Source organism: Chroococcidiopsis sp. [FACHB-1243] (assembly GCF_014696895.1).
Classification (GTDB): domain Bacteria; phylum Cyanobacteriota; class Cyanobacteriia; order Cyanobacteriales; family Chroococcidiopsidaceae; genus Chroococcidiopsis.
The window spans coordinates 1-16322 of sequence record NZ_JACJQX010000053.1 but is presented as its reverse complement, the minus strand read 5'-3'; the positions used below and the strand labels follow the sequence as shown (position 1 = coordinate 16322).

Genomic DNA, 16322 nt, shown 5'->3' with positions numbered 1-16322 from the left:
GGCAGCTATGGGAGTGAATCTGCACTTCATACCCGCCCCTACAGAAATTAGAAAAAGCTAAATTTAGACTATGAAAAGGGAACCATGAATTAGTCGTAATTTGTCCCTATCCTCAATCCTTGTCCATGCTGTTAAAAAGATTCATATTTTCTGTTCCTTGGAAATTACTGCTTGCCCCTTGGCAGCAGGTAGACTGGTGGCTGTTGGCGCTGACTGTAAGCATCACAATATTTGGTGGCATTTCTATTCGCAGTGCAGAGTTAAACCAAGGAATTACCGATTGGTGGCAGCATTGGCTGTTTGGTGGTGTAGGATTGGCATTGGCTTTCTTTCTATCGCTTTGCCGCTACGATTTTCTCTTGCGCTGGCACTGGTTGACTTATGCAGTCACGAATGTATCTCTGATTGCGGTCATGCTAGCTGGAATCAGTGCCAAAGGCGCTCAACGCTGGATTAGCGTTGCTGGGTTTAATCTCCAACCCTCAGAATTTGCCAAAGTTGGGATGATTATCACCCTAGCAGCATTATTACAATCCCGTAGTGCGGGGAAAATTCCTAGCGTGCTTCGAGCTTTGTTAGTTACAGCTGTGCCTTGGGTTTTAGTATTCGCACAGCCAGATTTAGGGACATCTTTGGTTTTTGGGGCAATAACTCTCGGAATGCTCTATTGGGGTAATGTCAATCCTGGCTGGTTGATCCTATTAATTTCTCCGATTGTGGCAGTTATTCTATTTAACGTCTCTTTACCAGCTTGGTGCATCTGGGCGGTAGCAATGGGAGCGATCGCGCTTGCGACTATGCCTTGGCGGTGGTTGTCGGCAGTTGGAGCGATTGGAATTAACTTTCTGGCAGGAGAATTAGGACACATTCTCTGGGGATTGCTCAAAGACTATCAAAAAGACCGCATCATTTTATTTCTCGACCCACAGAAAGATCCTCTTGGCGGCGGTTATCATTTAATACAATCGCGAATTGCCATTGGTTCCGGGCAATTATGGGGACAAGGACTTTACCAAGGTACGCAAACCCAACTCAATTTTATTCCCGAACAGCATACGGACTTTATCTTTTCAGCAGTAGGCGAAGAATGGGGCTTTATTGGTTGCCTTGTTTTACTATTTATCTTTTGGTTAATTTGCTGGCGCTTGGTATTGATTGCCCAAAGCGCCAAAGATGATTTTGGCTCCCTGCTTGTCATCGGCGTGTTTTCCATGATTGTGTTCCAAGTCATCGTCAATATCAGCATGACAATTGGGCTTGCGCCCGTCACGGGAATTCCTTTACCTTGGATGAGTTACGGGCGATCGGCACTGCTGACTAATTGGATTGCGATCGGTATCGTGCAATCCGTCGCCAACCATCGTCCAAAGAGAAAGGAGCGAGGGAGAATTCGGAATTCGACGCGGCTTTAATGACGAGAAAACCTCGTCATCCGCCTGCTTGACTTCGGAATTCGGAATTAACCGTTCCCTTTCCGTTGATAACTGATAACTGACATCACTACACTTATAAGAGAAAATTTAAATTATCGGTGTTAACAAAGAGGAAAAGCTATGATTCTGCCAGGTGTAACTGTGCGCGTTAAGAACCCTAACGATACTTACTACGGTTATCAAGGGCTAGTGCAGAGAATTACTGATGGTAAAGTTGCTGTATTGTTTGAAGGTGGTAACTGGGACAAACTTATTACTTTTAATCAATCAGAACTAGAAGCAGTCGAAGTGACTCGGAAAAAAGGAAAATAGGTATTTGCTAGTTGGTGGTTGGTAGTTGTCGATCGTTCGTTGCGATCGACGATCGCCCATTACCTATTACCCATTACCTATTACCTATTACCAATTCCTAGTATGCGTCTTCCCCTACCTCAATTTGCGACAGGCGATCGCCACCCCAGTTACATAGCTGAAGTGATCGAAACTTCGACAACGGAATTTTTAGCTCAATGCTTGGAACCAGAAGATTTGAGCTTTCCGGTGATGCCACCTTTTGGTAGTTGGGTAAAGTCTGCGGATGATGAATCAGGAAATCAAGTTTATGGGGTAGTTTATTACGCTACTACCATGCCGATCGACTCAATCCATCGGGCAAGGGCTTTAGGATTATCTCTCATGGAGTTGCGCGAACAGCAGCCGCAAATTTTTGCCATGCTCAAAACTGAATTTCGCGCTGCCATTATCGGTTTTGAGCCAGCGAAAGCCTCAAAACGCGCTCAACGTCAAGTTTATCAATACCTTCCGCCTCGTCCGCCACAAATTCACCAAGCTGTGTATAGCTGTCAGCCAGAAGATGTCATTTTATTTAGCGATCGCCTGGATTTTCTACGCACTCTATTACAAGTTCAAGGTGCGCCTGTAGAAGCTTTAACCGCTGCCGCGATTCGAGAGGTCTATCAGTTACGCAAAGCCGATCGACAATGGTTAGTCCAAGCCGGACGCACCCTCAGCACCCTCCTCAAAGACGACTACGATCGCTTGCGCTACATTTTGAGCCAAATACATCCCTAGTAGGGAGCAGGGAGCTGTAGGGGCGGGTTTCCAAACCCGCCCCTACAGGAGTAGAGAATAGTTATTTAGTTGTAGTCTGTGCTGATACATTGCAGGTTTTGATTCGATCCCCCCAACCCCCCTGAAAAAGGGGGGCTAAGAATGGATTGATTTCCCCTTTAACAAGGGGGATTGAGGGGGATCTCCAAGAACTATGGATACCTAACCGAAAAGTTTTTAGTTTATGCTGCCCCCCAAGCCCGCCCATCAGCTATTTTCTACCTTAAGGCGGATCGCGGTTGTATTAGTTTTATCCTTACGATGGAAGACGAAAATCTGTCAACACCCAGTCAATACTTAGGTGTTGCTTGAAGGAAATTTTTTCTCTCACGCTACAACAGATTCCTCACACGTCTCCATTTCAGTATTGAGTCACTATGACGACTGCCACAGATAACCCTGATAGCGATGCTCTCGACCTCAAGCAACTCCTGCAAACATTACTAGAAGTTAAAAAGGGTAATTTTTCCGTTCGGATCTCTAGCGAACAAACAGGCATTGCTGGCAAGATTGCGGATACCCTCAACGATATTATTGAGACAAACGAGCAGATGACAACCGAGCTAGCGCGAATTAGCACGGTGGTTGGCAAAGAGGGCAAAATTTACGAGCGAGTATCGAATAACGGGGCAAAAGGATCTTGGCAAGCATGTGTCAATTCAGTCAATACCTTGATTACTGACTTGGTGCAGCCGATGGCAGAGACAACTCGCGTGATTCGGGCAGTGGCTAATGGCGATTTGTCACAAGCGATCGCTACAGACATTGCCGGAAACCCGTTACAGGGCGAGTTTTTGCAAACAGCGCAAATTGTAAATAAGATGGTCGGTCAACTGAACTCGTTTGCCTCAGAAGTGACACGGGTGGCGCGGGATGTGGGAACCGAGGGAAAATTGGGCGTGCAAGCAGACGTGCGAGGTGTGGCAGGCACTTGGAAAGATTTAACCGATAGCGTCAACTCAATGGCAGGTAACCTGACAGCACAGGTACGAAATATTGCTGAAGTCACGACAGCCGTAGCAAATGGCGACTTATCCAAAAAAATTACGGTAAATGTAAAGGGTGAAATTCTAGAGTTGAAAAACACCATTAATACAATGGTGGATCAGCTCAACTCGTTTGCCTCAGAAGTGACGCGGGTGGCGCGGGAAGTCGGCACGGAAGGAAAATTAGGGGTACAAGCATACGTGCGGGGTGTCGGTGGCACTTGGAAAGATTTAACCGATAACGTCAATTTAATGGCAGGCAATCTCACAGCACAGGTACGAAATATAGCAGAAGTTGCCACAGCGATCGCCAATGGTAATTTATCTAAAAAAATTACGGTAGACGTAAAGGGCGAAATCTTAGATCTGAAAAATACCATCAATACAATGGTGGATCAACTCAGTTCCTTTGCTTCTGAGGTAACGCGGGTAGCGCGGGAAGTCGGTACGGAAGGGAAATTAGGCGGACAGGCACAAGTCACGGGTGTAGCGGGAACTTGGAAAGATTTAACCGACAACGTGAATTCAATGGCAAGCAACCTCACGGCACAGGTACGAGGCATTGCTAGGGTTGTTACCTCGGTAGCCAATGGCGATCTCAAGCGCAAGCTGATGCTAGATGCCAAGGGCGAAATTGAAACGCTTGCCGAGACAATCAACGAAATGATCGATACTCTGGCGACATTTGCCGCACAGGTAACGACAGTGGCGAGAGAAGTCGGAATCGAAGGAAAACTCGGCGGACAAGCAAAAGTCCCAGGTGCGTCAGGAACATGGCGCGACTTAACCGACAACGTGAACGAGCTAGCAGCAAATTTAACCACGCAGGTAAGAGCGATCGCCGAAGTGGCAACGGCTGTAACCAAAGGCGATTTAACGCGATCGATCGCCGTTGAAGCTTTAGGAGAAGTTGCTGCTCTCAAAGACAATATCAACCAAATGATCGCCAATCTACGCGAAACAACGCAGAAAAATACCGAACAAGACTGGCTGAAGACCAACCTTGCCAAATTCACGCGGATGTTGCAAGGACAGCGCGATTTAGAAACCGTGTCCAAGCTGATTTTGTCAGAATTAGCGCCTCTGGTTTCAGCACAGCATGGAGTTTTCTACTTGATGGAAAGTAGCGAGAACCATCCGCCTTACCTGAAATTAATTAGCACTTATGCCTATCGAGAACGCAAACATTTAGCTAACCGTTTCTATTTGGGTGAGGGATTAGTGGGGCAATGTGCATTGGAAAAAGAACGCATTTTAATTACTGAAGTGCCGTCGAATTATATTAAAATTAGCTCCGGCTTGGGAGAAGCAGCACCAATGAATGCTGTGGTTCTGCCCGTATTATTTGAAGGGCAAGTTACCGCTGTTATCGAGTTAGCTTCCTTCAATCGGTTCAATGAAATCCACCTCACATTCTTCGATCAGTTAACTGAAAGCATTGCGATCGTACTCAATACGATCGCCGCTAGTATGCGGACTGAAGAGCTATTGAAACAATCCCAGTCTTTAGCAGAGGAATTACAATCTCAACAAAAAGAACTGACAGGAACTAACCAGCGATTAGAACAACAAGCAAAATCGCTGACAGCTTCAGAAGAATTGCTCAAAAAGCAACAAGAACAATTGCAACAAACCAATGCCGAATTACAAGAAAAGGCTGAACTATTGGCATTACAAAATCGCGAAGTCGAACGGAAAAATCAAGAGATCGAACAAGCACGGCGATCGCTAGAAGACAAAGCCGCACAACTCGCCTTAAGTTCTAAATATAAGTCTGAGTTTTTGGCAAATATGTCACATGAATTACGAACGCCTCTCAACAGTTTGCTAATTTTGGCACGCCTATTAGCTGATAACCAAGACCGAAATCTTACCGACAAACAAGTAGAATACGCTCGAACAATTCACTCCTCTGGCAACGATTTATTAGAATTAATTAACGATATTCTCGACCTTGCTAAAATCGAGTCGGGCAAAATGTCTGTGGATATCGAACCAGTTAGATTTACTCATTTGCGGGAGAACATAGAGCGGACATTTCGTCAAGTCGCAGGCGATCGCCAACTCAAATTTGAAATTCAGTTTGACGAGCGATTACCCCGTACGCTTTATACCGACCCCAAACGCTTGCAGCAAGTTTTGAAAAATTTGCTCTCCAATGCCTTCAAATTCACTGACGCTGGCTCCGTACGCTTAAATGTTACCCCAGCACTTGCAGGTTGGAGTGCGGAACAAGAAGTTCTCAATCGTGCTGCTAGAGAAGCACCACCAGGAGAAGCAGGTGTAATTGCTTTCTCAGTCACCGATACAGGCATCGGCATTGCACCCGACAAACAGCAAATTATTTTTGAAGCATTTCAGCAGGCAGACGGTACGACCTCTCGCCGATACGGAGGGACGGGTTTAGGTTTATCAATCAGCCGCGAGATCGCTCGCTTGTTAGGTGGTGAAATTCAACTGAGGAGCGAACTCGGTCGGGGCAGTACATTTACGCTCTATTTGCCACAAATGGTAAGTCGGACGGTAGAGCAACATGCAGCTCCATCATTAGCTCCAACTAACCCTCTACCCGCACTCCCAACTTCCCCGCCTGAAGTCGTATCGCTCGTCGAATCTCAAATCTCGAATTTATTAGAGGAAAGAGCTGTTGAGGACGATCGCGATGTCATTCAACCAGGCGATCGCACGCTGCTAATTATCGAAGACGATCTCAAATTCGTGCGTATATTAATGGATGCAGCCCGTCAACAAGGCTTTAAGGTGTTAGTTGCCACGCGGGGTAATGTTGGTTTAGCACTAGCACAGCAATTTCAACCCACGGCGATTACGCTCGATATTCGCTTGCCAATTGTCGATGGTTGGACGGTACTCGATCGCCTCAAACACAATCCCGATACCCGTCACATTCCTGTACATATCATTTCGGTTGAAGAAACTCCACAACGAGGATTAAAACAAGGTGCGATCGCCTATTTGCAAAAACCAATTAGCAACGCTGCATTATTAGATACGTTGTCTCAAATTCAAGAGTTTGTCAATCGCTCTGTAAAAAACCTGTTAATCGTCGAGCGCGATGAATCGCAGCGTCGCACTATGCTCGACTTGATTGAGGAAAGCGATATCGCAATTCAGGTAGTAGAAACAGGCGCAGCTGCGCTCGAAGCTCTCCAATCAGGTCATTTTGATTGTTTAGTCTTGAATTTAGCCTTGCCAGACACCAACGGATTTGAATTGATCGATCGGCTCAAGCAAGAACCGTTGTTGAAAAATCTACCCATCATTGTTTATACTCCCAGGCAGCTCACTTCTGAAGAAGAAATCGAACTACACCGCTTGTCAGGTAGCTCGATTCTCAAAAAGGCGCGATCGCCAGAACGCTTGCTGGAGGAAACTACGTTATTTTTACATCAAACACAAGCTAATCTACCTACACCTAAGCGGTTGATGTTAGAGCAGTTGCAGCAAAACGATTCCGTCCTAGCAGGCAAGAAAGCCTTGGTTGTCGATGATGATATGCGAAATATTTTTGCACTCACCAGCATCCTAGAACGTCAGCAGATGCAAGTGATATATGCAGAAAACGGTCGAGAAGGTATTCTTCAGATTCAAAACAATCCAGATATTGACATTGTATTAATGGACATTATGATGCCAGAAATGGACGGGTATGACACGATCCGAGCTATACGGCAGATCGAGCGATTTGCGAAACTGCCAATTGTGGCGCTGACAGCTAAAGCAATGCAAGGCGATCGCGAAAAGTGCCTTGAAGTCGGAGCTTCCGATTACATTTCTAAACCAATCGATACAGAGCAACTATTCTCGCTGCTAAGAGTGTGGCTACAGCGTTAAGCTCGCAGGCTTAAATCTAATCGGAGGGAGATAGAAATTTTGACCCAAGGGTAGATGTATTCTTAGTCCCTTACTCTATCGTTAGATAGAGAGAATATATGCATTAAACTATACAATTTGAAGCAAAAATAGATTGTTCGCCACTCTCTTAGCTGTCGCTCATGCCATGAAGTCCGAACCTAAAATTAACGTCTTATTAGTAGACGATTATCCCGAAAATCTTGTAGCACTGGAGGCAACGCTTAACAGTTTAGGGCAGAATTTAGTCAAAGCTTATTCCGGTAAACAAGCCCTGAAATGTCTACTAGAGCAAGATTTTGCTGTCATCCTGCTAGACGTACAAATGCCTGAAATGGATGGATTTGAAACAGCAAGTCTGATTCGACAAAGAGAACAATCGCGCCATACACCGATTATTTTTCTCACGGCAATTAGCGATAGCGACGACCTGAAATCGAAAGGATACGCTCTAGGTGCAGTGGATTATTTACTCAAACCGATCGAGCCAATTATATTAACATCTAAAGTTGCGGTATTTGTCGAGCTATTTAAAAAGAATTTAGAGGTGCAGCGTCAAGCAGCTCAATTGGTTGCTAAGAATTTAGAAATATTTCAAGCCCAAGCTGCTCGGCAGCAAGCAGAAGCAGCTAACTTAATGAAAGATGAATTTTTGGCGGTTGTTTCTCACGAATTGCGATCGCCCTTGAACTCAATTTTAGGCTGGTCGCAACTGATGCAGATGCGGAAGTTTGATGAAGCTAAATTGTGTCAAGCACTTAAGATCATCGAACGTAATGCCAAATCTCAAGCACAACTAATTGATGACATTCTCGATATGTCTAGGTTGATGCGTGGGAAAGTGCAGCTATCCATTCAACCTGTAAACGCGATCGCCACAATTGAATTGCTATTAGAATCAATTCGTCCCCAGCTTGAGGAGAAATCGCTACAACTCCACACGCACCTCGATCCAGCAGCAAAAACAATCGCCGCCGATCCAACCCGCCTGCGACAAATTATTTGGAATTTACTCTCCAATGCAGTTAAATTCACTCCCGAAAAAGGGCAGATCGATATACGGCTGAGTCAAGAAAGTAGGGAGCAGGGAGCAGGGACGAGCAGGGAGCAGGGGAGCAGAGGAGCAGAGGAGCAGAGGAGCAGAGGAGCAACAACAGTCAACTACCAACTACCAACTACCAACTACCAATTACCAATTACCAATTACCAATTACCAATTACCACCTACGCTCAAATTCAAATTATCGATACAGGAATTGGCATTCGTCCCGAATTTCTGCCGCAAATTTTCGATCGCTTTCGTCAAGCAGACAGTTCGATCACTCGCGCTTTTGGCGGACTGGGGTTAGGACTGGCGATCGTACGACAACTGGTGACTCTACATGGTGGCACGATTGAAGCTCACAGCGAGGGAGAAGGCAAGGGAACAACGTTTACAGTACGGCTACCACTAGCAAATAGTCCTTCTACAGCGACTTCTCTCTCTACAGCGACTCCCAATCTCATTAACTTGACTGCAAATGATGAATCAAAGTTAAATTCATTACTGGATGGGGTAAACGCGCTAGTTGTCGAGGATAACAACGATAGCCGCGACTTCATTAAATTTGCGCTCGAACAAGCAGGTGCAACCGTCACGACAGTTTCTTCAGCAGCAGATGCAATCGCCTATCTAGAACGCGATCGCCCCGATATCTTAATTAGCGATATTGCCATGCCAGAAACCGATGGCTATCAATTCATTCAGCAGCTCCGAGCCACCGAGCAACCAGGAGATAAGCACATTCCCGCGATCGCTCTAACTGCTCACGCGAAGCCAGAAGACAGATCGCGATCGCTAGCAGCAGGATTTCAACAGCACATTACTAAGCCTGTAGAATCTACTGCTCTCATTGCAGCCGTAGCGGAGTTAATCAAGCAGCAGTCAGTTGTCAGTTCTCAGTGAACAGTTGTCAGTTATTGCAATAACTGCACACACAATTGCCGAAAATCATCGCCGCGTTGCTCGAAGTTTTGGTAGCGATCGAAACTGGCACAGGCAGGAGAAAGCAAGACAACCCGTGCCTGATATTGTGGAGCTAATTCTGCGGCTCTAGACACGGCACGCGCCATCGTTTCCACAATCTCGTAATTGTTGTAACCCACTTGAGATAAACGTAAGGCAAAAGCTGGCGCAGCATCGCCAATGAGTAAGACGGCGGCGGCTTGAGCTTGAATTGTTTGCAACCATGCCAAGTCATCACCAATTTTTGCTTCGCCGCCAGCAATCAGAATTGCAGGGCTAGTGACAGAAGATAACCCAACTTGAGCCGCATCGTAGTTAGTTGCCTTGCTATCGTTGATAAAATCAATTCCTTGCCAAGTGCAAATGTGTTCTAAGCGGTGGGGAACGCCTGGAAATGTAGCTATTGCAGTGGCGATCGCCTCTTTGTCAATTCCTGCCAATCGCGCCACCGCCACCGCCATCAGCAGATTTTGTAAGTTGTGCGCGCCTACCATTCGCAACGCCGACACCTGCACGATCTGCTCTTGCCCAAAGATGACCCAACCATCTTCAATATAAGTGCCTAAATCGGGATTGCAATTGAGGAAAGCTTTACCTTTTACACTCGTCCAGTAAGCATCCTGCCAATCATTCATCTTCTCCTGACTCAAGAAAGCATCATCGCCATTAATCACTTGCAATTGGGATTGATGCACCAGGTGCGCTTTAATGTCGTAATATCGCTCTAAAGTCTTGTGGCGGCTGAGGTGATCGGGTGTAAATGTCGTCCAAACACCGATACGCGGTGCAACCGAGGGAGCAGATTCAATTTGATAGCTGCTGATTTCGGCAATTATCCAATCGGGATATTTAGTAGGGGCGCACGGCTGTACGCCCCTACTATTATTTTGGAATTCCAAAGCTACATCGCAGACGGCATGACCGATATTCCCACAGGCGGGGGCGTTGAGTCCGGCGGTTTGAAAGATTGCAGCAACTAAAGCTGTCGTTGTGGTTTTGCCGTTAGTACCGGTGATTCCTACCCAGGGAACAGCGTTGAGATAGCGCCAAGCCAGTTCCATTTCACCAATCGTCTCGATCCCTAATTCTCTAGCACGATTTAAGATGTCTGCATCCCAAGGTACGCCGGGACTGACAACAATTAACTGGGGTGAATCCGTGCTGTTTAAATTTGGAGTATGACCCAAACGAACTGGAATCCCCTCTGCTGCGAGTTGTTGCTGTTGTTGGCGCAAAGATGCAGAATCAGAGCGATCGCTCAGTATCACTTGCCAACCCTCTCGTTTCAACAGTCGGGCAGCAGCAACACCAGATTTTCCGAGTCCGATTACACAAGCATTGGACATACGCTAATTAGCAAAATCCCTGGACTAAGCACTCTATATAGTAAGGGGCTAACGGGAAATTTGCCAATGCAAGGCGTGAGAGGTAAGGGAAGGATAAGGGAGATAAGGGAGACAAGGGGGACAAGGAAGACAAGGAGGCAATTCTAGTCACCAGCCACCAGCCACCAGCCACTCACCCTGCTCCCTGCTCCCGAGTCAACTAGCTAAACAGAGACATCAATAAACTAAACATATTCATGCGAGAACGACGCGATCGCCGTCCGCCACCGCCGCCACCGAACAGAGATAGTAGAGGCATCACAAACGTAGTTTGAGACATTTTATAACCAGTCCGGCGAGTCGAAGAACTGCCGTCATTGAAGTTTGTAGTTGCCTCGGCGGAAGTATCAATATCAGTTTGTTGGAAAACTATAGGACCAAACAGATCTTGTAAACCCGCTCCACCTGCTACTGATTCTTGTTCCCGATCGGATAATTCAACAAATAGTGCTGTATCTTTAATTTCTGTCATCTGAGACATAGCATATTCCTCCCCATTTCCTGATTAAGGTAAGAAAAATTTCAAATGTTCCCCTGGTGCTTGACGCAACTCTGATAGAGGTCCTTGGACGACCAATTTACCTTGATTCATTAACACCACCCACTCTGCGCGATCGACCACGGCAGGACGGTGAGTAATCAAAATTGTGGTTTTGCCTTTACGGGCAGCAAACAGCCGTTCCAAGACTTCAAATTCGCCGATCGGATCGAGTCCAGATGTCGCTTCATCCAAGATCAGCACGGGTGGGTTATTCACAATAGCGCGGGCGATCGCCAACCTCTGCCGCTGTCCTCCAGACAAGTTCGCCCCAAATTCTCCTAACACTGTCTGATATTTGTTTGGTAGTTGGCTAATAAAGCCATCTGCATTGGCAATTTGACAAGCTTTCACTATTTGTTCAAACTCAAGATGAGGATTACCTAAACGGAAATTATCTAAAATCGATCGACTCCAAAAGTGGGGTTCTTGAGGAATTAAGACAACTTGCTGACGCAAACAATCAAGCGATAAATCCTGCAAGTTATATAAGCCAATCCGAATATTTCCCGACTGCGGCTCGTACAACCCCGAAATCAGTTTTGATAAAGTACTTTTACCACAACCCGACTGTCCGATCAAAGCAACAATTTTGCCCCCAGGAAGTGTGACTGAAAAATCTTCTAATAAATCTATCCGTCCCGCATGATGAAAACAAATATGCGAACATTCAATGTCAGCGTCGGGTAAAATTTTGGCAAATGGTTTATAAGTGTCTCCTACAGATTCCGGCGTTGCATCAATCACTTCTAAGAGGCGAGTGACCGCAGTTTGAGTCCGAAAATATTCATCAGTCAGTCCAATTAAAGAACTAATTAAGCCGATGACATTTCCCTGCATACTATTAAAAGCCAGCATTTGACCGATGCTGAGTTCGTTTTTAATCACTAAGACGCTACCATAACCTAATAAAGCAATGCCCCCAATACTACTAATAAGTTGAGTAAAAGTACTATTAAGAATACCGATTTTAATCGTACTAAATGTTAAATTCGCCATTCGTCCAAAACGGCTCTGAAATTCATCCCAGAACTGAGGTGCGGCTGTTGTGGTTTTCATTACCATCGCACCTTTAAATGTTTCTACTAATACGCCCTGATTCTCGGCTGACAATATTAAAAGATTGCGTGTTTTTTGCTGTAGTGTCGGCAAAAATGGTATTGTAGAAAAAGCCATTACCATCCCTACTAGCAAGACGGTAAGTGTTAGCTTCCAGCTATAAAATACCATAAATGCGAAAGAAATTATCGCGATAAAAATCTGGCTGGGTAGGTGAGCGACAATTTGCGAAACCAACTGGTTAATTTCACTAATATCTCGCAGACGGCTGGTAATTTCTCCACTACGACGGGATTCAAAATAACTTAAGGGCAAGTGCAAGAGTTTGCGACCGAATTCTAACACCAATCCCAATTGCAACCGCTGACCGAAATGAGAGATCATGGTTGATTGCAACAGTCCCATCGTGCTGCTAAAAATGTTGGTCACGATCACAGCAGCTACCACCACCGTGAGTAACTGCATATCTCCCCGAACGAGAACATCATCTGTAAGAATTTGAATTAAAATTGGGCTAGCTAAAGAAAGTAAACCTAAAACAATATTGATCCCAAGTGCTTCTAGCAACAGCAGGCGATAGGGCCAAATTCTGCGGAAAAAGCGGCTAAAGCCGCCAGAAGTTTCTTCTTCCCCCATATTATGGAAGCGGTCTGGATCGGGAACCAGCAACAGCATGATTCCACTCCAAGCTTCCAACAACTCTCGCCGGGTGAGATAACGAAGACCGACTGCGGGATCGGCAACAACAAATTTGTTACCTTGCCGTCCAAACAAGACAATCCAGTGATAGCCTTGCCAGTGAATGATGGCTGGGAGAGGGACTTCATGAATTTTGTCTAAAACCTCACTCGATGCTTTGACCGATCGCGCGTTTAATCCTAAAGCTTCAGCACCGCGTTTCAACCCTAACATTGTCGTTCCCAGTTGTCCGGTTCCGACTGCTTCCCGACTGCGGTTAATGCTCAAAACTTTGCCGTAATGCTTGCAAATCGTTGCCAAACAAGCCGCGCCGCAATCTTCCTCACTTGCTTGTAAAATCGCTTGATATTTTTTCCTAAACAGACTAACCATGATAGATGCAGGCAATCAGTTATCAGTTATTAGGGAGTCGGGAGTCGGGAGTCGGGAGTCGGAAAATTTACCACTCACCACTCACCACGCACCACTATTGTTAGATACCCGAAAGAATTCTTGCTTTACGTAAAACGAATTGTAATGGAGTTTCGGATTTGGAAATAATGTCTACTGTCCCTTCCATACCAGGTTGTAATCGACACAGGCGATCGCCAGTACCGACAAACCACGTATTCGGCTGAATTGTCACTTCGTATGCGCCTGCTGGAGTTGAGGACTCGCTAGCTGCACCGCTAGCAGTAGGCACGACATCGGGAGCCACGGTTTTGACTACACCCTTAAGCGTGCCGTAGTCGGGGTAGGGACAGGCGGAAACGCGCATCTGAACTTGCTGACCTGGCTTAATCTTGCTAATCTCTGCGCCTGGGACGTAGGTTTTGATATCTAAACGCGAGTTGGTGCGAGAAATTTGGGCGATCGCTTGTCCCGTGCTAACTACCTGTCCTGGGTTGCGCAACTCTAGTTTTAATACCGTACCATCGGTGGGCGAGAGAATCATGGTTTTGCTCAGTTCTACCCCCATTTGTTGCACTTCTTTGGTGTCGCGGGCAACTTGGTTTTGTAATTCGATTTGGTTACTAATTAAGTTTTTACGTTCTTTTTGTAATGCGGCTACAGTTGCCATACCCCGTGCTTCTTCTTGGGCGATGCGTTCGTTGGCGATCGAGACTGTAGCATTACTGGGGTTGAGATTGGCTTTGGCTTGATTGACTTTTGCCTGCGCCGCTTTATAAGCTTGTTCTTTTTCTTTAACTTGTAATATGGGAATTGCGCCTGTATCGGCTAGTTGTCGGTAGCGTTGCATCTCCTCTCGCGCCAGATCTAATGAGGCTTGAGCAACTTGCACTTCTGCTATTGATGTCTGTTGTTTAGCAAGGTAATCTCTTTGTTGTAGTTGCAATTCTGCTTGGGCAGAGGCAACCGAACGAGTTGATAAATTCGATTCTGCCGCAATTTGACTATCGATGGAACTCATCTGAGATGAAATTTGTCTCAGTTGAGAGCGGCTTTGTTGAATGCTGTCAAGTAATTGGTTTCTTCTAGTTAAAATTTGTGAATTGTCAACGTAAGCGATCGCATCACCTTTTTTCACCAATTGGTTTTCTTTGACGGTAATGTTTCTGACAACGCCATCGGATGCCGATTGGACGATTTGGACTTCGCCGCGAATTGATGCAGGTGCTTTAACTGTCACGTTGTAGTTGAGCGTAGCAGCCAAAGATACCGCTGCACTGAAGGCAACTACCAGAACTCCGCCGCCAATTGTGACTGTAGGACTAATTGAGGGTAGAAACTCTTCGCTTTCAACTATTCGTAGAGATTCTGGATTGACTTCGCTAACCATGACTGTGAACCTTTAAACTACATCATTTGTCTGAGACGTTGAGCGCAAAAGTTAGGTAACTGCGATCGCTACTAAGAAAACTTCTAGTTAACGCTTTTGTTATGAATCTTTTCTAGAAGATATAAAATCTTGACATTGGTTTAAGCAGGAAGGGATGATGAAATGGATCTTTCTTACCATTGTCTGATTCTGTTTGGCGGCTTGTTTCATGTTCCGTAGATTCATGAGTTTCCTTATTAATTTCGGTATAGTTAGCGCCGCCAGCTACGGACTCTTGTTGCTCTGTGGTTAATTCTAAAAACAATTCTGATAATAGATTTTTCGGAAAAGACATAGTTAATTTTCTCCAATTGTTACAATCTCATTCATTTCGTCATAATAAAAAACTTCCAGAGACTTCATACCTTGGGTTGTTCTCATTTATGCACTGAGCTAGTCAAACCAAGCGCAATGAAAACGGTAGTGGAAGCTCTGGAGTTGTTTAGTGGATAGTCTGTACTACTGATTCATCTATCCATCACCGTAATCTTTCTCAGCGATTACTTGGCAGTGAAATACTTGAAAGCGTCAGTTTCAAACTTGTGGTTGGCATTCAAGTAGTCTTGCTCAACGTAGCTACCGTCGCGAGTCGAGGCGATTCCCACTTTCAGGTGTTGCACTGATTGCTTCTCTTTCAAGCTGGTTCCCAAAGCATCGTAGATAGAATTGTCACCGTAGCCGTCCCAAGAATAACCACCTGCTACGAGTTGTTGTTGTTCGTCAGATAGTTCGACAAATAATTCGGTGTTGGTTTCGTTAATCATTATAAGTAGTCTCCTGAAGTTGTTTGTGTGACTTAATTTAGCTTTTGGTGAGAGGTAATTCTCTCGTTTGGGTGAGAGAATTACACCTGATGAGTTTAGTTAATCTAACTATTTAGCGGTGAAAAACTTGAAAGCATCAGTTTCAAAGCTTTGGTTAGCATTCAGATACTCTTGGTCAACATAGCTACCGTCGCGAGTCGAAGCAATTCCGACTTTGAGTTGTTGTACGGATTTCGTTTCTTTCAAGTTTGTATTGAGAATGTCATAGATAGACTGACCATCACCACCGCCGGGATAAGAATAACCACCTGCGACTAATTGTTGTTGTTCGTCAGATAGTTCGACAAATAATTCGGTGTTGGTTTCGTTAATCATTGTAAGTAGTCTCCTGAAGTTGTTTGTGTGACTTAATGTGTTGTACGTTTGCAATGCGAGAATTATGCAGCTCAATTATTTAGCGGTGAAATATTTGAAAGCGTCAGTTTCAAAGCTTTGGTTAGCATTCAAGTAATCTTGCTCAACATAGCTACCTTGACGAGTCGAAGCAATCCCTACTTTCAGGTGTTGCACTGATTGCTTCTCTTTCAAGCTGGTTCCCAAAGCATCGTAGATAGAATTGTCACCGTAGCCGTCCCAAGAATAACCACCTGCTAC

12 protein-coding genes and 1 pseudogene are annotated in these 16322 nt (G+C 45.3%); 5 read left to right on the top strand and 8 right to left on the bottom strand.

Annotated elements, in window-relative coordinates; genetic code table 11:
- The first annotated feature begins 125 nt into the window (after window positions 1-125).
- The 5 genes and pseudogenes from rodA (at window position 126) to H6G17_RS27830 (ending at window position 9344) form a co-directional block, all read left to right on the top strand.
- Window positions 126-1412 (top strand): rod shape-determining protein RodA, encoded by a 1287-nt coding sequence (gene rodA, locus H6G17_RS27850; protein ID WP_192161809.1) that lies wholly within the window; start codon window positions 126-128, stop codon window positions 1410-1412.
- A 141-nt stretch (window positions 1413-1553) separates the two neighbouring features.
- Window positions 1554-1745 carry an NAD(P)H dehydrogenase subunit NdhS gene (locus H6G17_RS27845; RefSeq protein WP_039713589.1) on the top strand — a complete coding sequence of 64 codons (192 nt, stop codon included), beginning with the start codon at window positions 1554-1556 and terminating at the stop codon, window positions 1743-1745.
- Between the two features lie 102 nt (window positions 1746-1847).
- Window positions 1848-2504 carry an HAS-barrel domain-containing protein gene (locus H6G17_RS27840; RefSeq protein WP_192161823.1) on the top strand — a complete coding sequence of 219 codons (657 nt, stop codon included), beginning with the start codon at window positions 1848-1850 and terminating at the stop codon, window positions 2502-2504.
- A 497-nt stretch (window positions 2505-3001) separates the two neighbouring features.
- A pseudogene (locus H6G17_RS27835) lies at window positions 3002-7381 on the top strand (response regulator); the annotation flags it as partial.
- Window positions 7382-7514: 133 nt separating this feature from the next.
- Window positions 7515-9344 carry a response regulator gene (locus H6G17_RS27830; protein ID WP_242038628.1) on the top strand — a complete coding sequence of 610 codons (1830 nt, stop codon included), beginning with the start codon at window positions 7515-7517 and terminating at the stop codon, window positions 9342-9344.
- Window positions 9345-9355: 11 nt separating this feature from the next.
- Here H6G17_RS27830 and murD read toward each other — a convergent pair whose 3' ends face one another.
- The 8 genes from murD to H6G17_RS27790 all read right to left on the bottom strand — a co-directional run.
- Window positions 9356-10750 (bottom strand): UDP-N-acetylmuramoyl-L-alanine--D-glutamate ligase, encoded by a 1395-nt coding sequence (murD, locus tag H6G17_RS27825; RefSeq protein ID WP_192161806.1) that lies wholly within the window; start codon window positions 10748-10750, stop codon window positions 9356-9358.
- Between the two features lie 199 nt (window positions 10751-10949).
- Window positions 10950-11270: a hypothetical protein gene (locus H6G17_RS27820; protein WP_192161805.1), complete on the bottom strand. Its 321-nt coding sequence runs from the start codon at window positions 11268-11270 to the stop codon at window positions 10950-10952.
- Window positions 11271-11294: 24 nt separating this feature from the next.
- On the bottom strand, window positions 11295-13457 hold the full coding sequence (locus tag H6G17_RS27815; RefSeq protein WP_192161804.1) for a peptidase domain-containing ABC transporter: 2163 nt from the start codon (window positions 13455-13457) through the stop codon (window positions 11295-11297).
- A 100-nt stretch (window positions 13458-13557) separates the two neighbouring features.
- On the bottom strand, window positions 13558-14865 hold the full coding sequence (locus tag H6G17_RS27810) for an HlyD family efflux transporter periplasmic adaptor subunit (RefSeq protein ID WP_192161803.1): 1308 nt from the start codon (window positions 14863-14865) through the stop codon (window positions 13558-13560).
- A gap of 112 nt (window positions 14866-14977) precedes the next feature.
- The gene (locus H6G17_RS27805) at window positions 14978-15199 is read right to left on the bottom strand and encodes a hypothetical protein (RefSeq protein WP_192161802.1); all 222 of its coding nucleotides are present in this window, start codon (window positions 15197-15199) and stop codon (window positions 14978-14980) included.
- A gap of 205 nt (window positions 15200-15404) precedes the next feature.
- Complete coding sequence (locus tag H6G17_RS27800; protein ID WP_192161801.1) at window positions 15405-15668, bottom strand: CTB family bacteriocin; 264 nt, start codon at window positions 15666-15668, stop codon at window positions 15405-15407.
- A gap of 108 nt (window positions 15669-15776) precedes the next feature.
- Window positions 15777-16043: a CTB family bacteriocin gene (locus H6G17_RS27795; RefSeq protein ID WP_192161800.1), complete on the bottom strand. Its 267-nt coding sequence runs from the start codon at window positions 16041-16043 to the stop codon at window positions 15777-15779.
- A gap of 75 nt (window positions 16044-16118) precedes the next feature.
- Window positions 16119-16322 (bottom strand): bacteriocin (locus tag H6G17_RS27790; protein WP_192161799.1); only part of this gene is annotated, 204 nt, incomplete at its 5' end.

Excerpts from the sequence above, each read along its gene's own strand:
- rodA (WP_192161809.1), top strand. The coding sequence starts at position 126 with ATGCTGTTAAAAAGATTCATATTTTCTGTTCCTTGGAAATTACTGCTT.
- H6G17_RS27845 (WP_039713589.1), top strand. The coding sequence starts at position 1,554 with ATGATTCTGCCAGGTGTAACTGTGCGCGTTAAGAACCCTAACGATACT.
- H6G17_RS27840 (WP_192161823.1), top strand. The coding sequence starts at position 1,848 with ATGCGTCTTCCCCTACCTCAATTTGCGACAGGCGATCGCCACCCCAGT.
- murD (WP_192161806.1), bottom strand. The coding sequence starts at position 10,750 with ATGTCCAATGCTTGTGTAATCGGACTCGGAAAATCTGGTGTTGCTGCT.
- H6G17_RS27820 (WP_192161805.1), bottom strand. The coding sequence starts at position 11,270 with ATGTCTCAGATGACAGAAATTAAAGATACAGCACTATTTGTTGAATTA.
- H6G17_RS27815 (WP_192161804.1), bottom strand. The coding sequence starts at position 13,457 with ATGGTTAGTCTGTTTAGGAAAAAATATCAAGCGATTTTACAAGCAAGT.
- H6G17_RS27810 (WP_192161803.1), bottom strand. The coding sequence starts at position 14,865 with ATGGTTAGCGAAGTCAATCCAGAATCTCTACGAATAGTTGAAAGCGAA.
- H6G17_RS27805 (WP_192161802.1), bottom strand. The coding sequence starts at position 15,199 with ATGTCTTTTCCGAAAAATCTATTATCAGAATTGTTTTTAGAATTAACC.
- H6G17_RS27800 (WP_192161801.1), bottom strand. The coding sequence starts at position 15,668 with ATGATTAACGAAACCAACACCGAATTATTTGTCGAACTATCTGACGAA.
- H6G17_RS27795 (WP_192161800.1), bottom strand. The coding sequence starts at position 16,043 with ATGATTAACGAAACCAACACCGAATTATTTGTCGAACTATCTGACGAA.